The following is a 20,621-nucleotide window of genomic DNA, read 5'->3' as shown; positions in this document are numbered from 1 at the left end:
CCGACTGACGACGGTGGGCCCCCGCCCCGGCGGGGGCCCACCGTCGTCACCGGCTGCTCAGCGGGTCGCGCCGAGCGCGAATCCCGTCAGGGAGGCGAAGAACCGGCCCCTGGCGTCGGCCTCGGCCAGCGTCTGCCACCAGGCGTCGAGCTCCTCCGCCGTCATCGCGAGCTTCCCGTCCGCCTGTGCGGCGGCGAGCCTGCCGCCGACCGACCGTCGGAAGAAGGCGAGCGGCATGACCACGGTGTGCGGTGTCACGGACACCTCGCGGGCGCCCAGGTCCAGGAACCGACGGGCGAGCTGGCGGCCGCTCCACTTGTTGGGGTGCCCGTCGGCGCAGCAGCGGACCACCTCGCGGGTGGCGGACACGTCCGGGTGGTCGACGATGGTGGACTCGAAGTCGTAGTCGAACACGGCGACCCGGCCGCCGGGACGGACCACGCGGAGCAGTTCGGCGGCCGCCGTCCCGATGTCCGCGCAGTGCATCAGCACCAGCTTGGCGCGGGCGGCGTCGAAGGCCCCGTCGGCGAAGTCGAGTCCTCCCGCGTCGCTCGTGCGGAACTCGACGGGCAGGGCCGAGCCCTCGCCGCGCCGTCGCGCCTCCTGGATCATGGCCTCGCTGAGGTCGGTTCCGACGACCTTTCCGTCGGCGCCGACGAGCGCGGCCAGTTCGCGGGCGTCGTCCCCGGTGCCGCATCCGACGTCGAGGACGGACGCTCCGGTGAGGTCGCCGAGCTGGTCGGCGAGGGTCTGACGGATGCGCCGGTACTCCGGCAGAGCGTTGGCGACATCCATGAATTCGATGAACCAGGACGCGTCGGGCGCACCGTCCACCGTGGTGAAGTACGTGACGTTCCCCGTAGCCGTGGTCATGATCAGCCAGCCTCCCCTTGAACGGCCCGATGCAGCCAGCCTCGCGTCGCGGGCCCCCCGACGGCATCCCACGTTCACGCGATGTTGGCGACGCGGGCCCCGCCGGAGGGGGCTACGGCACAGGGAGGGGGCCGTTCCTAGGCCGTGCGGGTGTGGACGTACTCCACGAGGCGGGTCAGCGCGTCCGGGTCGGTGGACGGCATGACGCCGTGGCCGAGGTTGAAGACGTGGCCCTCCAGGCCGGCGGCGGAGTCGAGGACCTCGCGGGTCTTGGTCTCGACGGCCTCCGTGCCGGCGAACAGGACGGTCGGGTCGAGGTTGCCCTGGAGCGCCTTGCCGGGGCCGACGCGGCGGGCGGCCTCGTCGAGCGGGACACGCCAGTCGACGCCGACGACGTCCGCGCCCGCCTCGCCCATGAGGCCCAGCAGCTCGCCGGTGCCGACGCCGAAGTGGATGCGCGGGACACCGTAGGACTCCACGGCCCGGAAGACCTTCGCGGAGGCGGGCAGCACGGAGTGCCGGTAGTCCGCCGGGGCCAGCGCGCCGGCCCAGGAGTCGAAGAGCTGGACGGCGGAGGCGCCCGCCTCGATCTGCACCTTCAGGAACGCGGCCGTGATCTCGGCGAGGCGGTCGAGCAGGTCGGCCCACAGCTCGGGGTCGCCGTACATCATCGCCTTGGCGTTCTCGTACGTGCGGGACGGGCCGCCCTCGACGAGGTAGCTCGCGAGGGTGAAGGGCGCCCCGGCGAAGCCGATGAGGGGGGTGGCGCCGAGCTCACGGGTGAGCAGGCCGATGGCCTCGGTGACGTAGGAGACGTCCTCGGGGGTGAGGTCACGCAGCTGGGCGAGGTCGGCGCGGGTGCGGATCGGGCGCTCGACGACCGGGCCGACGCCGGGCTTGATGTCGAGGTCGACGCCGATGGCCTTGAGCGGGACGACGATGTCGCTGAAGTAGATCGCCGCATCCACGTTGTGCCGGCGCACCGGCTGGAGGGTGATCTCGGTGACCAGCTCGGGACGCATGCAGGACTCGAGCATCGGGACGCCCTCGCGCACCTTGCGGTACTCCGGCAGTGAGCGCCCGGCCTGCCGCATGAACCACACGGGCGTGTGGGGCACGGGCTCGCGCCTGCACGCCTTCAGGAAGGGGCTGTCGTACGTCGCTGTCGGCTGCCGGCCCGCCGGGCCCTCGTTCACGCTCACGACGGCAAGTCTCGCACGGCCGGAAACCCTACGCGGCTGCGGGCAGGTGGGGCCGCAAGGGGTGTCCCTCCCTGCGCCCGAGCCCGGTTCCCCTTACTCTTCCCCGCATGGCTGCGGCTCAGGGACGACTGTCGGACAACGCTGGCGGAATGGACGACGCGAAGGAGACCGGGGAGGGGGAGCGGCATGCGGGCGACGGCGCTCCGCCACCGTTCCGGGACGCCGTCGAGGCGCTGAGGGCGGCCCGGCTGCGGCCACACATCGAAGTCGAGTCGACCCCGGCCCCGCAGCGTCTCGCGCCGTTCGCGCACGCCCTGGAGGCCACGGTCGTCGACGACGACCAGGACCTGGCCGACGGCCGACTGGTACTGCTGCACGACCCGGCCGGGCACGACGCCTGGCAGGGCACGTTCCGTCTGGTGACCCTCGTGCGCGCGGAGCTGGAGCCGGAGATGGCCGCCGACCCGCTGCTGCCCGACGTGTGCTGGTCCTGGCTGACCGGCGCGCTCCAGGCACGGGGCCTGGCCTACGGCGAGCCCAGCGGCACTGTCACGCGCGCGAGCTCCCACTACTTCGGCGGGCTGTCCGAGCGTCCGGCCAACTCCCAGATCGAGATCCGTGCGTCCTGGACGCCCCGGGAGGGGCCGGGCGGGGTCCCGGACACGGCCGCCCATCTCACCGCGTGGTGCGATCTGCTGGCCCAGATCGCGGGTCTGCCGCCTGCCGGCCCCGGCGACGCCTCGGTGGTGACCCTGCCGCAGCGGCGGGGACCGCAGTCGCCCTGACCGCAGTCGCTCTGACCGCCCGAACCACCCCGTAGCGCCCAGCGCCTCCGCGCACTGGGCGCTTCTTTGTGCGTCGATCTCCTGACGGACCATCCGACCATCACCCCATTGAGGGCCTTCCGGGTGCCCGGTTGACCATCTCTTTGTCGATACGGCCACTTTCTGAACCCCAACAGGACTCGACCGAACCGACTCGATCTTCGGATGATCGATCGCGTGTCCGAATTGCACGGATTGTTACTCACCAGATCGTGATCATTCTCTAAAGGCGGACGGGGTTGCTGCCGAAGACGACTGTGACCTTGAAAGCACGGTTCGTCCCGGCTTCAAACCTCATGAGCCGGCCCCGTCCCGCACCCCCAGGAGGCCTGGTGTCCGTTCTCCTCGAGCAGCCTGCAAGCCTGGTCGCCTACCGCCCGAACAAGCCGACCGCCATGGTGGTCGTGGCCGACCCGCGCGTCCGTTCCACCGTCACCCGCCATCTGTGGGCGCTCGGTGTGCGCGATGTCATCGAGGCCTCGTCCGTCGCGGAGGCTCGTCCCCGCATCGGCAACCCCCGCGACATCTGCGTCGCCGACGTCCACCTGCCCGACGGCTCCGGCCTCACCCTGCTGTCGGAGACCCGCGCCGCGGGCTGGCCCAACGGGCTTGCCCTCTCCGCCGCCGACGACATCGGAGCCGTGCGCAACGCCCTCGCGGGCGGCGTCAAGGGCTACGTCGTCACCGGCACCCGCACCAACCTCGGGCTCCCCACCCGACCCGGTGCCGCCCCCATCGGCGCGGCCGCCGCCCGCCTCCACCGCCGCCCCCCGGGTGCCCCGAGCCACCCGGGCGGCTACCGCGAGCTCTCCGGCCGCGAGGTGGAGGTCCTGCGGCTCGTCGCGGAGGGCCAGTCCAACAAGGCGATCGGCGTCTCGATGGGCCTGTCCGCCCTGACCGTCAAGAGCCACCTCGCCCGCATCGCCCGCAAGCTCGGCACGGGCGACCGGGCCGGGATGGTCGCGGTCGCGCTGCGGACCGGCATCATCCACTGAATCGGCGGGCAGTGACCTGCGCACACCCGAACTACGACGACTCCTGCCGACCCACCTTCCCCTGCTCCCCCTGCTTCCCCTTCCTTCCACCACTCCTACGTCCGTTCCACCCCGCCCGTTCCGCCGTCCGCCTCCGCGTCCACTCCCCCGTTCCCGCTGATTCCGCCAGCCCGGTTCCGACCAGTTCCAGCTCCCCGCGCGCCCGTCGACGGAACGTTCCGTCGACGGGCGCGGGAATGCCATGACTCGGCGGTGGCGCGGGCACCGTGACGCGTCACGGTGCCGCCGAACTGCACCGCCTCGGCGAACCGCGGGCAACGGGTCTCAGCCACGCCCGCTCCGTGCCCCCGGCGCGGCAGCAGCGCCTGGGGCACCCGGCGCTCACCCCCAGGCGGAGTGACGACGCCGATCGGTGGCACCACGGGCACCGGCATCCACCTGTTTGCGCAGGTCACTCACAGCTCGGCTGAAAGCGCAGGTCAAGAGGGCGTCCCGGACGGATACCCTTGACAGGTGACCGACGCCCAAGACACCGCAGCAGACAGTTCACTGCGAACCACCGGAGGCGCCCCTCCGGACGACGGCGGATCTACTGCTACGGGGGCGCCGAATCCTGATCCGATCCCCTTGCTGGAGCCCCGCGAGGGCATTCCGCCCGTGGTCGCCGACGAGGCCTCCCTCGCCGAGGTGATCGCCGCCTTCGCCGCCGGCTCCGGCCCCGTCGCCGTCGACGCCGAGCGCGCCTCCGGCTACCGCTACGGCCAGCGCGCCTACCTCGTCCAGCTGCGCCGCGAGGGCGCGGGCAGCGCACTGATCGACCCCGTCGCCTGCTCCGACCTGTCAGGCCTCGGCGAGGCGCTCGCCGACGCCGAGTGGGTCCTGCACGCCGCCACCCAGGACCTGCCCTGTCTCCGCGAAATAGGCATGGTGCCGACCCGGCTGTTCGACACCGAGCTGGCGGGCCGCCTAGCCGGGTTCCCCCGGGTCGGCCTCGGCGCGATGGTCGAGGGCGTCCTCGGCTTCGTCCTGGAGAAGGGGCACTCCGCCGTCGACTGGTCGACCCGCCCGCTGCCCGAGCCCTGGCTGCGCTACGCCGCACTCGACGTCGAGCTCCTCGTCGACCTGCGGGACGCGCTGGAGAAGGAGCTGGACCGGCAGGGCAAGCTGGAGTGGGCCCGTCAGGAGTTCGACGCGATCGCTGCGGCGCCGCCCGCCGAGCCGCGCAAGGACCCCTGGCGTCGGACCTCCGGGATGCACAAGGTGCGCCGGCGCCGGCAGCTCGCCGTGGTGCGTGAGATGTGGGAGACGCGGGACCGCATCGCGCAGCGGCGGGACGTGTCGCCGGGCAAGGTGCTGTCGGACGCGGCCATCGTGGAGGCCGCGCTCGCCGTTCCGGGCAACGTGCACGCGCTGGCCGCGTTGAACGGGTTCGGGCATCGGATGGGGCGTCGGCAGCTGGAGCAGTGGCAGGCGGCCGTCGACCGGGCGAAGGAGCTGTCCGACGGGCAGTTGCCGCAGCCGGGGCAGCCCGTGGCTGGGCCGCCACCGCCGCGGGCCTGGGCCGACAAGGATCCTGAGGCTGCGGCTCGCCTCTCGGCGGCACGGGCGGCGGTGTCTGCGCTGGCCGAGCGGTTCAACATGCCGCAGGAGAACTTGATCACGCCGGACACGGTTCGCCGTGTGTGCTGGGAGCCGCCGAAGCTGGTTGACGCGGAGTCCGTGGGGGCTGCGTTGGCCGGGCACGGGGCTCGGGGCTGGCAGGTGGAGTTGGTGACGCCTGTGCTGGTGGAGGCGCTGTCGGCGAAGGTGGTCTGAGGCGTGTTGCGAGAGTCCCGCCTGCCCTGCGGGCGGACGAGGGACTTTCGCAACACGCCCAGCCGCCGTGGAGCTTCGTGTCGTGCGGCGGCTGCGGGTTCGTCGTGGTTGATCGCGCAGTTCCCCGCGCCCCTTAAAGGCACATCACCTGGTCGCTCCTTGTGTGAAGCCGTTGTAGACGTACCTCTGGAGGCACAGGAAGACGATCAAGGTGGGGAGGATCACCAGGACCGCTCCCGCTGAGATCGTCTCCCAGTGAGCGGCGTAGGGGCCCTTGAAGCGGAAGAGGGACGTCGAGATCACGCCAAGATCTTGGGAGGGCATGTAGAGGAAGGGGATGTAGAAGTCGTTGTAGACGGCGATCCCCTTCACGATCACGACCGTCGCGATCGCCGGTTTCAGGAGCGGGAAGATGATCTTCCGGTAGATGGTGAAGGCGTTGGCGCCGTCGAGGCGGGCGGCCTCGTCCAACGAGGTCGGGATCGAGCGGACGAACTGCAGGAAGATGTAGATCGAGACGATGTCCGTGCCCATGTAGAGGGCGATCGGAGCCCAGCGGGTGTCGAACATGCCGAAACTGTGGACGATCTGGAAGGTGGCCACCTGGGTGGTCACGCTGGGGACGAGCGCGGCGACCAGGAAGAGGGCGAGCACCAGTTTCCGCAAGCGGAAGGTGAAGCGGTCGATGGCGTACGCCGTCATCGAGCCGATGAGGACCGTGCCGCCGACGGAGACCAGCAGGATGAAGGCGGTGTTGCCGAACGCCGCGAGCATCTGGCCGTCCTGGAACGCCGTCACGTAGTTGTGGAGGTTGAACGGGTCGTGCGGGAACGTGAGCGCGCCGCCGCCCCGCGCCGTCTCCTCCGGTGTCTTGAGCGAGGTCAGGAAGACGACAGCGAGCGGCAGCAGGACGACCAGCGCGGCGAGAACCAGCGACAGGTACACGAGGGCGCGGGCAACGGCTCGGCGTGTCATACGAGGTCCACCCTGTCGTCGGGGACGAGACGTCGCTGCACCCAGGTCACCACCAGGATGATCAGCAGCAGGACCACGGCTGCCGCCGACGCGAGGCCCGTCTTGTTGAACTGGAAGGCCAGCTTCACGGTCTGGATCACGAAGGTCTCGGTGCCGGTCGCCCCGCCGGTCATGATGTACGGGATCTCGAAGGCCGACAGCGAGCCGGAGACGGAGAGGATCACCGTCAGCGTCAGCACCGGTTTGATGCCGGGCGCGATGATGTGGCGGAACTGGTGCCAGCGGTTCGCACCGTCCAGTTCGGCCGCCTCGTAGACCTCCCCCGGGATGGACTGGATGGCGCCGAGGAACAGGACGAAGTTCATGCCCATGTAGCGCCAGACAGAGACGCTCGCGAGGGAGACGTTCGCGGAGACCGGGGTGCCGAGCCACGCGTGGTCGGTGTGGTAGCCGAACAGGCCCAGCACCGTGTCGAAGGTGCCGCCGTCCTGGAAGAAGTAGAGGAAGACGAAGGCGATCGCGACGCTGTTGATCAGGGACGGGAAGAAGAGCACGCCCTTGAAGAAGTTCCGGAAGCGGACGTTGAAGCTCAGGATCGTCGCGAAGTAGAGCGCGGCGGCGATCTGGACGGCGGAGGCGGCCAGGTAGTAGCCGCTGACGAAGAACACCTGGAAGAGGTCCTCCCGGGTGAAGATCTCCGAGTAGTTCTCGCCGCCCGTGTAGTGCAGTTCCGGACTGACGCCGTCCCAGTCGGTGAAGCTGTACGCGACCATGTTGGCGATCGGCGCGTAGGTGAAGGTGATCAGCAGGGCGAGCGGGGCGAGCAGGAACAGCCAGGGAGTGACGAGGCGCCACACACGCGCTCGGCGCGGGGCCGGTGCGGGGGTGGCGGCCTTCAGGGCCGGGGCCCCGGCCTCGAAGGCCGCCTTCTCGGTGGTGTCCGTCATCAGTCGCCCACGGTCTTCTGCGTCTCGGTCCACTTCTTGCCGAGGCCGGCGAGGAAGTCGTCCAGGCTGCCCTTCTTGGCGCCGCGCGCGAGGTCGACGAGGTCTTGGCGGTACTCGGGCTTGTTGATGCCGACCTCGGACTGGTCGTCGATCAGCTTGACCTTGGCGCCCGCGGAGTCGTCCAGCTCGATGAGCTTCACGCCGGCCTCGTCGTACGGCTTCAGCACCTCGGGCATCGGTGCGTCCTTGAGCGGCGAGATGGCCAGGTTGTCCTTGTCGTAGCCGGACTTGTCGGTGAACCAGTCGATCCAGGCGCGGGCCGCCTCCTTGTGCTTGGAGTGGACGTTGACGGCCTGGTTGTAGTCGGGCCCGATGGTCGAGCAGTACTTTCCGTCCGTCTGGGCCGGGAAGGGCATGAAACCGATGTCGTCCGGGTTCACGCCGGCCTTCTTTGCGGCGTCCTGGAACTGGACGATCGCCCAGGTGCCGAGCCACTGGGTGGCGATCTCACCCTTGGCCGTCCGGGGCTTGGACTCCTCCCAGTTGCTGGTCGTCGGGTCCTTCTCGGCGAGGCCCTGCTTCACGATGTCGTAGAGCAGGGTGTCGCCGACGCGCAGGTCGGAGCCCTTCGCCCACGGGTCACCCTCGGCGATCTTCGTGGTGGCCTGCGGGTCGCAGTGGACCGAGCCGTTGACGAACGTCCATGAGGTCAGCGGCCACTGGGCGGCGAAGTTGGTGTAGTAGGGGATCGCGTCGGTCTTCGCCTTGATCGCCTTCAGGCCGGCGAGGAAATCGGCCGGGGTGGTGGGCCATTCGGTGACCCCGGCTTCCTTCCAGACCTTCTTGTTGTAGATGAAGCCGGGCATCACGCCGACCGGGCTCTGGCCGTAGACCTTGCCGTCCACGGTGGTGAAGTCGGTGAAGCGGTACTTCTTGCTGCGCTCGGCCTCGGTGCCGAGGGAGGCGAAGAACTTCGGGTAGTCGCTCTTCTTGATGACGCCCGGGATCAGGAGGACGTCGCCGTAGTCCTCCGTGTTCATCCGGATCTTGATCTCGGCCTCGTAGTTGGTGAGGGCCTGGAACTCGACCTCCACCTTGGGGTAGATCTTGTTGAACTCTGCGGCGTACTTCTTCATCGTGCCGTCCTGCACGAGGTCGGTGCGCACGGTGAGGACGGTGATGGTGCCGCTCACCTTCGACGGGTCGTCGGGCGCCTTGGCGTCCGCCCCCTTCGAGGTGCCTCCGGTACCGGTGCAGCCCGGGAGCAACAGTGCGGCTCCCACGACCATGGCGAGGACTGTACGGCGGTTCATGTGCATCAGCTCCGTTCACAGGAGGGACGGAAGAGCACTTGCGGGTTGGCTGATTCGGCACTCTGACAGCGCTTTCCTCAACCGGTAAAGTCCCATTCCCGCCAACGATGAAGCGATGGCGCTCAATACTGCCGTTGACCGGTTTAGGGAGTGCGCATGCTGGAGGCCACACCGCTCACCGAGGGATGGGTCCTGCGGCACGGGCGGGACGCGCTCCCGGCCGTGGTGCCGGGCTGCGTGCACACCGATCTGCTGGCGGCAGGGGTGATCCCGGACCCCTTCCTCGGCCGTAACGAGGCCGATGTCGCCTGGGTGGGTCGGCGGGAGTGGACGTACGAGACGCAGCTGCGGGCCGCGCCGTCCGGCCACGAGCAGACCGATCTGGTCTTCGACGGCCTCGACACGGCCGCCGAGATCCTGCTGGACGGCCGGCTCCTGGGGCGGGTGCGCAACATGCACCGCTCCTACCGCTTCGACGTGACAGGCCTCACCGGGCGGCTCTCGGTGCGGTTCGCCTCCGCCTACGCCGAGGCCGACGCGGTGCGCGAGCGACTGGGCGAGCGACCCGCCGCCTACGCCGAGCCGTTCCAGTACATCCGCAAGATGGCCTGCTCGTTCGGCTGGGACTGGGGACCGACACTGGTGACGGCGGGGATCTGGCGGCCGGTCCGTCTGGAGCACTGGTCGACGGCCCGGATCGCCCGGGTGCGCCCCCTCGTCACCCTCGAACAGGGCACCGGGGTCGTCGAGGTGCACGTCGACGTCGAGCGCAGCCGCGTCGAGGCCGAACTCGCCGTGGAAGCCCGGGTCGCCGGGGTGCGGGCGCGGGCGGAGATCGACCGCACGCACGGGGTCGTACGCCTCGAAGTGCCGGAGGCGGCGGTCTGGTGGCCGCGCGGATACGGCGAACAGCCTCTGTACGACGTCGAGTTGACCCTGGTCAACGGTGACGGACCGCTCGACACCTGGCGGCGTCGCGTCGGCTTCCGGACCGTCGGACTGGACACCTCAGCCGACGCGCACGGCACCGGCTTCACTCTCGTCGTCAACGGGGAGCGGCTCTTCACGCGGGGCGTCAACTGGATCCCGGACGACGTCTTCCCGTCCCGGATCACCCGCGAGCGCTACCGGGAGCGGCTGCGGCAGGCGGCCGAGGCGGGGGTGGACCTCGTACGGATCTGGGGCGGCGGAATCTACGAGAGCGAGGACTTCTACGACGCCTGCGACGAACTGGGCCTGCTGGTCTGGCAGGACTTCCCGTTCGCGTGCGCGGCCTACCCGGAGGAGCAGCCGCTGCGGGGCGAGGTGGAGGCGGAGGCCCGGGAGAACGTCGTACGGCTGATGCCGCATCCCTCGCTGGTGCTGTGGAACGGCAACAACGAGAACCTGTGGGGCTTTCGCGACTGGGGCTGGGAGGAGCAGCTCGGCGGGAACTCCTGGGGCGAGGGGTACTACCTGGGCGTACTGCCGCGGGTGGTCGCCGAGTTGGACCCGACGCGGCCGTACACGGCGGGCAGTCCCTGGTCGGGGTCGTGGGACCACCACCCGAACGATCCCGCGCACGGCACGCACCACTCCTGGGAGGTGTGGAACCGGGAGGACTACACCGACTACCGGCTGAGCGTCCCGCGGTTCATGGCCGAGTTCGGCTGGCAGGCACCGCCCGCGTACGCCACCCTGCGGCGCGCCCTGCCGGGTGAGGCGCTCGCGGCGGACTCCCCCGGCGTGCTGCACCACCAGAAGGCCGAGGACGGCAACGGAAAGCTTCGACGGGGCCTGGAGCGGCATTTCGCCTTCCCCGAGGGTGACTTCGACCGCTGGCACTACCTGATGCAGGTCAACCAGGCCCGGGCGGTCGCCACCGGGATCGAGCACTGGCGGTCGCACTGGCCGGTGTGCGCGGGCACGATCGTCTGGCAGCTGAACGACTGCTGGCCGGTGACGTCGTGGGCCGCGATCGACGGGGACGGACGGGAGAAGCCGCTGTACCACGAGCTGCGGCGGCTGTACGCGGACCGCCTGCTCACCCTCCAGTCGCGGGGCGAGGAGCTGGTGGTGGCGGCCGTGAACCAGGCGGGTGCGGAGTGGGCCGGTCCGCTGGTCCTGCGTCGGATGTCCGTCGACGGTGGCGTGATCGGCAGGGTGAGCACCGGTTTCGCGGCGGGGGCGCGGGCCGTGGCCGAGGTGCGGGTGCCACGGGAGCTGGTGCCGGCCGGCCCGAAGGAGTTCCTCGTCGCCGACGTGGACGGGCTGCGGGCCCTGCACTTCCCCGCGCCGGACCGCGAGATCCCCTACCCCCGGCCGGAGTTCGAGGTGGCGGTGGCTCCGGGCACGGTCACGGTGACGGCGCGGACCCTCGTACGGGACCTGCTGCTCCAGGCGGACCGGCTGGGCCCGGACGCACGGGCCGACCGGGGGCTGGTCACGCTGCTGCCCGGAGAGCGGGTGACCATCGGGGTCAGTGGCTGGAAGACTCCGGACGCGGCCGCCGCCCGTGCCGCCCTGTACTGCGTGGAGCCCACCGAATGACCGCACCCCGCGTCACCATCAAGGACGTCGCCGCGCGCGCCGGTGTGTCCAAGGGTGCCGTCTCGCTCGCCTTCAACCACAAACCGGGGCTGTCGCAGGCGACCCGGGAGCGGATCTTCGCGGCGGCGCGGGAGCTGGGCTGGTCGCCGAACCTCACGGCCCGGTCGCTGTCGAGCTCGCGGGTGGACGTGGTGGGGCTCGCGATCTGCCGGCCGGCCCGGATGCTGGGCCTGGAGCCGTTCTACATGGAGTTCGTCTCGGGCGTGGAGAGCGTGCTGACCGAGCACTCCTGCTCCCTGCTGCTGCGGCTGGTGCGGAGCATGGAGGAGGAGGTCGGGGTCCAGGAGTCGTGGTGGCGGGGGCGGCAGGTCGGTGGTTCGATCCTCGTCGACTTCCGCACGGACGACCCACGGGTGGCGGCGGCCGAGCGGCTCGGCATGCCGGTGGTCGCCGTCGGGCATCCGTCGCTGACCGGTGGCCTGACCTCGGTGTGGACGAACGACGCCACGGCCGTGACGGAGGCCGTGCGCTACCTCGCGGCGCTCGGGCACCGGCGGATCGCCCGGGTCGGCGGCGCGCCGGGGCTCGGGCACACGGTCATGCGTACGGCCGCGTTCGACGAGGCGGCGCGGGCGGTGGGGCTGGCCGGGGCCTTGCAGGTCGCCACGGACTACTCCGGGGAGGCGGGGGCCCGGGCGACAAGGTCGCTCCTCACCACCGCGCCACCGGACCGGCCCACGGCGATCGTCTACGACAACGACATCATGGCGGTGGCCGGGCTGTCGGTGGCCGCCGAGATGGGCCTACGGGTTCCGGACGACGTCTCACTGCTCGCCTGGGACGACTCCCAGCTGTGCCGGCTCACCCATCCGCCCCTGTCCGCCATGAGCCATGACGTGCACGGATTCGGGGCGGAGGCGGCGCGGACGCTGTTCGGGGTGATCACCGGCAAGGGGCCGGGGTCGCATCCGGTGCCGACTCCGGTGCTCACCCCGAGGGGCTCGACGGCTCCTCCATCGGTGTGACCTTCGCCGCTGTACGGGGCAGGACTGTGCAGCTACGTTACCCATAAGTAGCATGGGTCCTGAGCGCGCGCTCAGCGCATCGCAGCAGTGCAGATCCCGCACCCTGGAGGAGAGCCATCGTGCCTCGTACCGTCAGGGACGTCGTCTTCGTCGACGGCGTCCGCACCCCGTTCGGCAAGGCGGGCCCGAAGGGCATCTACCACGAGACCCGTGCCGACGACCTCGTCGTGAAGGCGATCCGGGAGCTGCTGCGCCGCAACCCCGGTCTCGACCCGGCGAAGATCGACGAGGTCGCCATCGCCGCGACCACCCAGATCGGTGACCAGGGCCTGACCATCGGCCGCACCGCCGGGATCCTCGCCGGTCTCCCGCAGTCCGTTCCGGGCTACTCCATCGACCGCATGTGCGCCGGCGCCCTGACCGCCGTCACCACGGTCGCCGGCTCCGTCGCCTTCGGCGCCTACGACATCGCCGTCGCCGGCGGTGTCGAGCACATGGGCCGCCACCCGATGGGCGAGGGCGTCGACCCGAACCCGCGGTTCGTCAGCGAGAAGCTGGTCGACGAGTCGGCCCTGTTCATGGGCATGACCGCGGAGAACCTGCACGACCGCTACCCGCAGATCACCAAGCAGCGCGCCGACGAGTACGCGGTGCGCTCGCAGGAGAAGGCCGCCAAGGCGTACGCCAACGGCAAGATCCAGGCCGACCTGGTCCCGATCTCGGTACGCCGCACGAACCCGGAGGCCGGTGAGACGGGCTGGGGCCTGGTCACCGCCGACGAGCCGATGCGCCCGGGCACCACGCTGGAGAACCTCTCCGGCCTGAAGACCCCCTTCCGCGTCCACGGCCGGGTCACCGCCGGTAACGCGGCCGGTCTGAACGACGGCGCCACCGCCTCGCTCATCGCCTCCGAGGACTTCGCGCGGGAGAACAACCTCCCCGTCAAGATGCGCCTGGTCTCCTACTCCTTCGCGGGCGTGGAGCCGGAGGTCATGGGCTACGGCCCGATCCCGGCCACGGAGAAGGCCCTCGCGCAGGCGGGTCTGTCCATCTCCGACATCGGCCTGTTCGAGATCAACGAGGCCTTCGCCGTCCAGGTCCTGGCCTTCCTCGACCACTACGGCATCGCCGACGACGACGAGCGCGTCAACCAGTACGGCGGCGCCATCGCCTTCGGCCACCCGCTGGCCTCCTCCGGCGTCCGGCTGATGACGCAGCTGGCCCGCCAGTTCGAGGAGCAGCCGAACGTCCGCTACGGCCTGACGACGATGTGCGTCGGCTTCGGCATGGGCGCGACGGTCATCTGGGAGAACCCGCACTTCGACGGAGGCAACAAGTGAGCACCACCGAACTCCTGAAGGGCGCAGCCGAGCTGTTCCCCGACGAGGTCGTGACGTCCGCGCACGTACGCCACCTCGACCTGCCGTTCGGCGCTGGGCGTTTCGCGCTCATCACCCTTGACAACGGCTTCGACCACACCAAGCCGACCACCTTCGGCCCGGCGTCGCTGGCGAACCTCAACACCGCCATCGACCAGGTCGAGAAGGAGGCCGCGGCCGGCGAGATCGTCGGTGTCGGCATCACCGGCAAGCCGTTCATCTTCGCCGTCGGCGCGGACCTGAAGGGTGTCGAGCTCCTCAAGGAGCACAAGGACGCGCTCGCCATCGGCAAGGGCGGCCACGAGGTCTTCAAGCGCCTCGCCGGCATCGCGGTCCCGACCTTCGCGTACTACAACGGTGCCGCGATGGGCGGCGGCGTCGAGGTCGGTCTGCACTGCACCTACCGCACGGTGTCCGCGGCCCTCCCCGCCTTCTCGCTCCCCGAGGTCTTCCTCGGTCTGGTCCCCGGCTGGGGCGGCTGCACCCTGCTGCCGAACCTGATCGGCGCCGAGAAGGCCGTCTCGGTGATCATCGAGAACTCGCTCAACCAGAACAAGCAGCTCAAGGGCGCGCAAGTCTACGAGCTGGGCATCGCCGACGCGCTGTTCGAGGGCGCGGACTTCCTGGAGCAGTCCCTGCTGTGGACGGCGTCCGTCCTCAAGGGCGAGATCGTCATCGACCGCCCGGTGATCGACCGCGGTGAGGCCTGGGACCAGGCCGTCGCCAAGGGCCGCTTCGTCGCGGACAGCAAGGTGCACGGCGCGGCCCCGGCCGCCTACCGCGCCCTCGACATCATCGCCGCCGCCAAGAACGGCGACCTCCAGCAGGGCTACGACGCCGAGGACAAGGCCCTCGCCGACCTGATCATGGGTGGCGAACTGCGTTCCGGCATCTACGCGTTCAACCTGGTGCAGAAGCGCGGCAAGCGTCCCGCGGGCGCCCCGGACAAGAACCTGGCCCGCCCGGTCACCAAGGTGGGCGTCGTGGGCGCGGGCCTCATGGCCTCGCAGCTCGCGCTGCTGTTCCTGCGTCGCCTGGAGGTGCCGGTCGTGCTGACCGACATCGACCAGGAGCGCGTCGACAAGGGTGTGGGCTACGTCCACGCCGAGATCGAGAAGCTGCTCGGCAAGGGCCGTATCAACCAGGACAAGGCCAACCGCCTGAAGGCCCTGGTCACCGGTGTGCTGGACAAGGCCGAGGGCTTCGCGGACGCGGACTTCATCATCGAGGCCGTGTTCGAGGAGATCGGCGTCAAGCAGCAGGTGTTCGCGGAGGTCGAGGCGGTCGCCCCGGCGCACGCGATCCTCGCCACCAACACCTCCTCGCTGTCCGTCTCCGAGATGGCGTCGAAGCTGAAGAACCCCGAGCGGGTCGTGGGCTTCCACTTCTTCAACCCGGTCGCGATCCTGCCGCTCCTGGAGATCGTCCGCGGCGAGAAGACCGACGACGCCTCGCTGGCCACGGCGTTCGCGGTCGCCAAGAAGCTGAAGAAGACGGCGGTTCTGGTGAAGGACGCCCCGGCGTTCGTCGTCAACCGCATCCTCACCCGCTTCATGGGCGAGATCCAGAACGTCATCGACGAGGGCACCCCGGTCGAGGTCGCCGAGAAGGCGGTCGAGCCACTCGGCCTGCCGATGTCGCCGCTGGTCCTGCTGGAGCTGGTCGGTCCCGCGATCGGTCTGCACGTCTCCGAGACCCTCAACGGCGCCTTCCCGGACCGCTTCAAGGTCTCCCCGAACCTCGCGGCCGTCGTCAAGGCGGGCAAGCGCGGCTTCTACGTCTACGACAGCGGGAAGCCGGAGCTGGACCCCGAGGTCGCCGCGCTGCTGAAGCAGGGCGACACCGTCCTGACCGAGGAGCAGGTCCGTGACCGCGTCCTGGACGCCGTCGCCCAGGAGATCGGGCTCATGCTCGACGAGGGCGTCGTCGCCGAGGCCCAGGACATCGACCTCTGCCTGATCACCGGTGCCGGCTGGCCCTTCCACCTGGGCGGCATCACGCCGTACCTGGACCGCGAGGGCGTCTCGGAGCGCGTGAACGGCAAGAAGTTCCTGGCGCCGGGTGTGGCGTCGGTGCCCGCGTAACCGTCGTACGCGCCTAGGGCGCAACACGTCCCAGAGGGCCTCCGCCGACCGGCGGAGGCCCTCTGTCGTCGTGCACCGCATGGCTTTTCTCACTGTCGCCTCTCGAACAACTGCCGGATACACTTTCGAAGCTTCCTTGAACCTTGGGGAAGCCGGGGGCGGACATCACACAGAAGCGGGCTCGACGATTCATGAATACGGAACTCCCTGCACTCGCGCCGAACCTCGCGGCCGTCGACCGGCGGAGCGTGGCGACCGGAACGGACACCAGGGGGGCCGTTCCGGTGGAGTACCGGTTCCGGGCCGCCGAAGGTGATGTACGTCATCTGATCGTGGTCTTCTCGGGGTTCGCCGCCCCGAACGGATATCACTTCGCCGGAAAGTCGCTGAACGATCTTCGCGCCAATGTGCTGTGGATCCGCGACGATTTCGACGGGCATTACAGCTACTACATGTGCCGCTCGATGAACTTCGACATCGAGGCCTCCGTGCACGCGCTCATCGAGAACACCATGGGCCAGCTCGGGCTCACGCGCGAGCAGGTCAGTCTGCTCGGGGTGTCCAAGGGCGGCAGCGCGGCCCTGTACTTCGGACTGAAGTACGGATTCCGGAACATCGTCACCGTGGTCCCGCAGTTCCTCGTCGGAAGTTATGTGCGCGACCGCGCGGAGACCGGCCGTTACATGCTGGGCGCGGACATGCCGCAGTACCACGTCGACCTGCTCGACGGCGCCATTCCGGAACTGCTGAAGCAGTACGGCGGACAGGGCCACAACATCTACCTGTTCACGTCGGAGGCCGACGAGCAGTACCTGACCGAGATCAATCCGCATCTCCAGTTGTTCTGGGCGTGCGAGAACTTCAACCTGATCCGGACCCGTTCGGAACTGGTGCGCCAGCACGGCGAGGTCTCGGGCTACAATCTCCCCCTCGTCCTGGGCCTCCTGGCCGCGCTGTCGGACGGCGCGCAGCCCCGGCTCGGCTTCGTGGAGAACGGGGACGGTCAGGTCAACCCGGTGGAGCGGCAGCACTATCTGGCGGAGCTGCGCGGCACCGAGGCGCTGACGGCCGTACTCAACAAGCAGGACATCCGCGGCAACAACCTGATTCTCAGCGGCCACGCCTTCATCCCGGGCGAGTCGCCGCACGGGGAATTCCCGTCGATCAAGACGCTGATCGCCGAAGGCGGCGGACGCCACTGGGAGTTCCCGCTCGCCACGGCCGAGGCGAAGCACACCTACAGCCTGTACTTCGACCGGTTCGCCCGCGACTACGCGGACGGCGGATTCGAACCGCAGGAGAAGACCGGGATATCGATGGCGGGGATGTCCGGGGGTGTCTACGAGCTTTCCGTGCGGGTGAGCAGCCCCGCCGAGGGAATAGACCGGCGCACCAAACTCGTGGCGCGCCGGCCCTTCGATCTGCGGCGGCCGTTCGGCGGTCTCGAGATCTCACTCATCGGGGACGAGAAGCGGGTACGGCTGATCCGGCGTCCCGTCATCGGACACTTCTCCCAGGAGACGGCCTTCTCGCTGGAGAAGAACTGGCTGAAGGACCGGACGCTGCACGTCGAGGGCGTGTTCTTCGTCCACGGGATCGAGGCGGCCGCGCACGGTCACGCGAGTTACTACCTGGTGCTGCGGGGCCAGTCCACGTATTCCTTCCGGCTCGGCATGTCGCGCAAGCCGGCGGCGGTGCGTCCGCATGTCCGGCGCGGTGACTTCGGAACGTACGACTTCGCTTACTTCGCCACGTCCGGATACAAGGGGGTGGCCCTCCCGAATGCGGCTCCGGGGGATTACGAGGTGTTCATCTCGATGAGCACGGGAGGATCGCTGTTCTCGGCGTCGGCCGGGGGCATCACTCTTTCCTGAGTCCCGGAAGAACCGCTATCGCGTCCGCCACCGGTCGTTCGATCACGGGCTCCTCGTCGGTGGCGCGCGGACTGTTGCGGAGTTGCCCGTCCAGCACGAACGTGGTGGAGCCGCCGCCGTCGAGGTTGACCGCGTCGACCGCGCCGAGGGCCCTCACGAGCCGGGCCGCCTCGGTGGGGGTCGCGCCGACGCTCACGCCCTTGTCACGGCCGTCGACGGTGACGAGGAGCAGCGTGCCGTCCGTCGTGATCCCGGCGACGGTCCTGGGCTCGCGGTCACTGCCGATCTGTTTCACGTCCGGGTCGACGGCGCCGTTGCGCAGCAGCCGCGCGCTGCCGCCGAGGGCCGTCTCCAGCGGACTGCTCAGATCCCGCCCCTTCGGGTCGGTCATCCGCACGGACACGGCCATGCGCGTGCCCGGCACGGCGTGGGCGTGCAGCCAGGTCGCGCCGGTGCCGATGCCGTACAGCGAGCTGCCGCCCCTGGGCAGTGGGCCGCCCGCCGGGGAGCGCGTCCCGCGGACCGTCCCGTCCGCGGCGAGCAGGGCCTCCGTGCTGCCCGGCGGTCCCGGTGGGGTGTCCGTGCCCCACTCCTTGGTGTAGGAGATGACCTCGTCGGGGTCGACGCACAGTCCGTTGTACGGCGTCCCCCGCAGGGCGCCGGTGGTGGCGATCCGGTCGCCGCCCACTCCGCCGCAGCCCAGGATGCGGCCCGCGACCCGGTTGACGCCGTCGAGCACGAGGCGTGCCCCGTCGGCGGCCCGCAGCCGCCCGATGGTGGAGGCCTCGGCGACGCGGGCGATGAGCCTGCCGTTGTCCGCGTGCCCGAGGAGGAGGGCGGGCCGTCCGGCGAGTGCCTCGCTCAGCACCCGGCCGCTCTCGGCGTACAGCCCGATCGGGTCGCCCTCGTAGCCGGAGTAGTCACGGCCGGTATGGATGTCGTAGTACGTGCCGTTGACGGCGGCGATCGCCCCCGCCGCCTTCGCGAGGGAGCGGACGGTGTGCGCCTCGGTCATCCCGTCACCGTGCACACCGGTGACCCGCACCCGCGCGTCGGGCGCGACCCGCAGCACGTGCAGCCGCACGGGGTCGCCGGAGCCGACGCTCCGAGTGAGCTCCTGGTACGTCACCCCGGCGAGCAGGGCGGGCGTGGGCTTCGGCGTCACCGGGGCCGAACCCGTCGGCTTGTCGGAGGAGTCCGACGGCGAGGTGCAGCCCGTCAGGGCGAGGCAGAGCACGGCGGCCAGAACGGCTCCCCAGGGCTTACCCATACGTCGCGAGCGCTCCCGGCGATGCCCCGAAGTCGCCGATGTGGACCGTCACTTCGGACCACACCCGGTTTCCTCGCTCGTCCTCGAAAGCGAGCTCGAAGCGGTCGTAGCCGAGGTGGGCGGGGTCCGCCTGGTAGGTGACGCTGCCGTCGGGCGTGCAGGTGATGACGCCGTGCCGGGCGATGCTGACGCCCATGAAGCGCAGGCCGGGGGCGTGGATGTGGCCCGGGGGCAGGACGGCGTGTCCGCCGGGGGGCAGGGTGAGGCTCTGGCCGGGCAGCCAGTGGCGCCGTACCCGGTAGCCCGCGTCGGAGATCGCCGTCGAGGGGATCAGCTTGTCGCCCTGCGCGGGCATCAGGCCGATGATGATGCGGGGCAGCAGCACCGCGCCGTCCTGGGCGTCGTCGTTGACCTTGACCGTGCAGGTGACGGTGCGGGGCGTCGCGTCGCTCGCGTAGGTGGCGTAGCGGCCGTTGGTCAGGTGGCTCATGCCCTGGTGGCGGGCCATGGTGGCGATGTCGCCGAGGAAGTCGTCGAGCAGGTAGCCGTAGGTGCGGTAGGCGCCGCCGGTGGGCGTGACGGCCAGGGTGAAGGTGATCTCCTGGCCGGGCGCCACGGGGTGGGCGGGGTCGGTGTCGGCGAACAGGTCCAGCGTGCCGCCGATCTGGGGTGCCTGGGGGTTGGTCACCCAGGCGCGGGCGATGGGGTACCAGTCGCTCATCGCAGTGCCCCACTCCCCGCGAGGGCGCCGCGTCCGCCCACGCGTTCCTTGGTGAGCTGCTCGAAGACGTGGTCGTCGAGGAACTCGATCGCGGTCTCCGGGATGTGCGCGTCGAGGTTGCGGAAGTACGGCGGGGTGAGCAGGCCCTTGCCCTGCATCTCGCCCGCCACGAACCGGGCGCACTCCAGGGCGCCGTGGCCGCGCAGATGCGTGTTGTCGGCGATGCCGTCGGGGTAGTTGGGGTGCTCGCCGGGCTCCAGGTAGAGGAACAGCTCCTTGGTGCCCTGCGCTCCCGCCTGGCGCCACCAGGCGACGCTCCACTCGTTGAGGTCGATCAGCGGCACGGACAGGCCCAGGGCGACTTCCCGCATCGCCGCCGGGTAGAGGCCGAGGGGGCGGCGCATGTTGCCGTAGTCGTCGAAGACGCGCCGCTCGTGGCTGGTCACCAGGACCGGGTGGGCGCCGCGCTCACGGGCGCCGTGCACGTACTGGCGCAGGAAGTGCTGGAAGTCGCCGAACGGCTCGGTGAAACGGCCGTCGCCCGGCTTCATGTCGATCAGGCCGAAGGAGACCAGCAGCAGGTCGCCGGGGGTGAGGTTCTCCAGGATCCAGGCGAGCCGGCCGCGCTCCAGGAAGCTGCGCGAACTGGACCCGGCGCGGGCCGCGTTGACCACCTCGGCGCCCTGGACGAAGAACTGGAGCACCTGGCCCCAGCCGACCATGGGGGCCATGCTGTGCGGCCGGCTGGTCACGCTGGAGTCGCCGGCCAGGAAGACTCTCGTGTGCTGCACGGCG

16 protein-coding genes are annotated in these 20,621 nt (G+C 70.2%); 8 read left to right on the top strand and 8 right to left on the bottom strand.

Translation table 11 applies throughout. The annotated features are described in order from the left end of the window. Window positions 1–57: 57 nt before the first annotated feature. Entirely contained in the window at window positions 58–873 is an 816-nt protein-coding gene (locus AC067M_RS19600) for a methyltransferase domain-containing protein (RefSeq protein ID WP_478698255.1), read from the bottom strand. 137 nt (window positions 874–1,010) lie between these two features. Next, on the bottom strand, window positions 1,011–2,075 hold the full coding sequence (hemE, locus tag AC067M_RS19595) for a uroporphyrinogen decarboxylase (protein ID WP_478698254.1): 1,065 nt from the start codon (window positions 2,073–2,075) through the stop codon (window positions 1,011–1,013). Window positions 2,076–2,182: 107 nt separating this feature from the next. On the opposite strand from hemE, the gene AC067M_RS19590 reads away from it, so the two are divergent. From AC067M_RS19590 to AC067M_RS19580, 3 genes are all read left to right on the top strand, one after another. Next, complete coding sequence (locus tag AC067M_RS19590; protein ID WP_478698253.1) at window positions 2,183–2,860, top strand: DUF3000 domain-containing protein; 678 nt, start codon at window positions 2,183–2,185, stop codon at window positions 2,858–2,860. 371 nt (window positions 2,861–3,231) lie between these two features. Beyond that, window positions 3,232–3,894, top strand: a complete 663-nt coding sequence (locus AC067M_RS19585; protein ID WP_037671863.1) for a response regulator transcription factor — start codon at window positions 3,232–3,234, stop codon at window positions 3,892–3,894. Between the two features lie 513 nt (window positions 3,895–4,407). Beyond that, window positions 4,408–5,709 (top strand): ribonuclease D, encoded by a 1,302-nt coding sequence (locus tag AC067M_RS19580; protein WP_478698252.1) that lies wholly within the window; start codon window positions 4,408–4,410, stop codon window positions 5,707–5,709. 144 nt (window positions 5,710–5,853) lie between these two features. Here AC067M_RS19580 and AC067M_RS19575 read toward each other — a convergent pair whose 3' ends face one another. From AC067M_RS19575 to AC067M_RS19565, 3 genes are read right to left on the bottom strand one after another with little or no spacing between them, the layout of a single operon-like run. Continuing rightward, the gene (locus AC067M_RS19575) at window positions 5,854–6,684 is read right to left on the bottom strand and encodes a carbohydrate ABC transporter permease (RefSeq protein ID WP_478698251.1); all 831 of its coding nucleotides are present in this window, start codon (window positions 6,682–6,684) and stop codon (window positions 5,854–5,856) included. Next, a complete protein-coding gene (locus tag AC067M_RS19570) occupies window positions 6,681–7,631 on the bottom strand; it encodes a carbohydrate ABC transporter permease (RefSeq protein WP_478698250.1) in 951 nt (316 codons plus the stop codon). Before AC067M_RS19570 ends, AC067M_RS19575 begins: the two co-directional genes overlap by 4 nt. Next, on the bottom strand, window positions 7,631–8,944 hold the full coding sequence (locus AC067M_RS19565; RefSeq protein WP_478698249.1) for an ABC transporter substrate-binding protein: 1,314 nt from the start codon (window positions 8,942–8,944) through the stop codon (window positions 7,631–7,633). Before AC067M_RS19565 ends, AC067M_RS19570 begins: the two co-directional genes overlap by 1 nt. A gap of 156 nt (window positions 8,945–9,100) precedes the next feature. Here AC067M_RS19565 and AC067M_RS19560 point away from each other — a divergent pair, with 156 nt between their 5' ends. The 5 genes from AC067M_RS19560 to AC067M_RS19540 all read left to right on the top strand — a co-directional run bounded on the left by AC067M_RS19560 (window position 9,101) and on the right by AC067M_RS19540 (window position 17,835). After that, window positions 9,101–11,473 carry a glycoside hydrolase family 2 protein gene (locus tag AC067M_RS19560; protein WP_478698248.1) on the top strand — a complete coding sequence of 791 codons (2,373 nt, stop codon included), beginning with the start codon at window positions 9,101–9,103 and terminating at the stop codon, window positions 11,471–11,473. Further along, window positions 11,470–12,498: a LacI family DNA-binding transcriptional regulator gene (locus AC067M_RS19555; protein WP_478698247.1), complete on the top strand. Its 1,029-nt coding sequence runs from the start codon at window positions 11,470–11,472 to the stop codon at window positions 12,496–12,498. Before AC067M_RS19560 ends, AC067M_RS19555 begins: the two co-directional genes overlap by 4 nt. Window positions 12,499–12,617: 119 nt before the next feature. Then, window positions 12,618–13,838 carry a thiolase family protein gene (locus AC067M_RS19550; RefSeq protein WP_478698246.1) on the top strand — a complete coding sequence of 407 codons (1,221 nt, stop codon included), beginning with the start codon at window positions 12,618–12,620 and terminating at the stop codon, window positions 13,836–13,838. Next, on the top strand, window positions 13,835–15,961 hold the full coding sequence (locus AC067M_RS19545; RefSeq protein ID WP_478698245.1) for a 3-hydroxyacyl-CoA dehydrogenase NAD-binding domain-containing protein: 2,127 nt from the start codon (window positions 13,835–13,837) through the stop codon (window positions 15,959–15,961). The genes AC067M_RS19550 and AC067M_RS19545 overlap by 4 nt, the downstream gene beginning before the upstream one ends. Before the next feature lie 191 nt (window positions 15,962–16,152). Then, window positions 16,153–17,835 carry a hypothetical protein gene (locus tag AC067M_RS19540; protein WP_478698244.1) on the top strand — a complete coding sequence of 561 codons (1,683 nt, stop codon included), beginning with the start codon at window positions 16,153–16,155 and terminating at the stop codon, window positions 17,833–17,835. On the opposite strand, the gene AC067M_RS19535 is transcribed toward AC067M_RS19540, so the two are convergent. Genes AC067M_RS19535 through AC067M_RS19525 form a run of 3 tightly spaced genes read right to left on the bottom strand, consistent with a single transcriptional unit; the run spans window position 17,822 to window position 20,617 of the window. Further along, on the bottom strand, window positions 17,822–19,105 hold the full coding sequence (locus tag AC067M_RS19535; protein WP_478698243.1) for a phosphodiester glycosidase family protein: 1,284 nt from the start codon (window positions 19,103–19,105) through the stop codon (window positions 17,822–17,824). The genes AC067M_RS19540 and AC067M_RS19535 overlap by 14 nt on opposite strands. Further along, window positions 19,098–19,826, bottom strand: a complete 729-nt coding sequence (locus tag AC067M_RS19530) for a hypothetical protein (protein WP_478698242.1) — start codon at window positions 19,824–19,826, stop codon at window positions 19,098–19,100. The genes AC067M_RS19535 and AC067M_RS19530 overlap by 8 nt, the downstream gene beginning before the upstream one ends. After that, on the bottom strand, window positions 19,823–20,617 hold the full coding sequence (locus AC067M_RS19525; RefSeq protein ID WP_478698241.1) for a rhamnogalacturonan acetylesterase: 795 nt from the start codon (window positions 20,615–20,617) through the stop codon (window positions 19,823–19,825). The genes AC067M_RS19530 and AC067M_RS19525 overlap by 4 nt, the downstream gene beginning before the upstream one ends. Between the last annotated feature and the right edge of the window lie 4 nt (window positions 20,618–20,621).

It is taken from the genome of Streptomyces sp. NPDC043427 (genome assembly GCF_056436655.1).
This window is presented reverse-complemented; position numbering and strand designations above follow the sequence as displayed.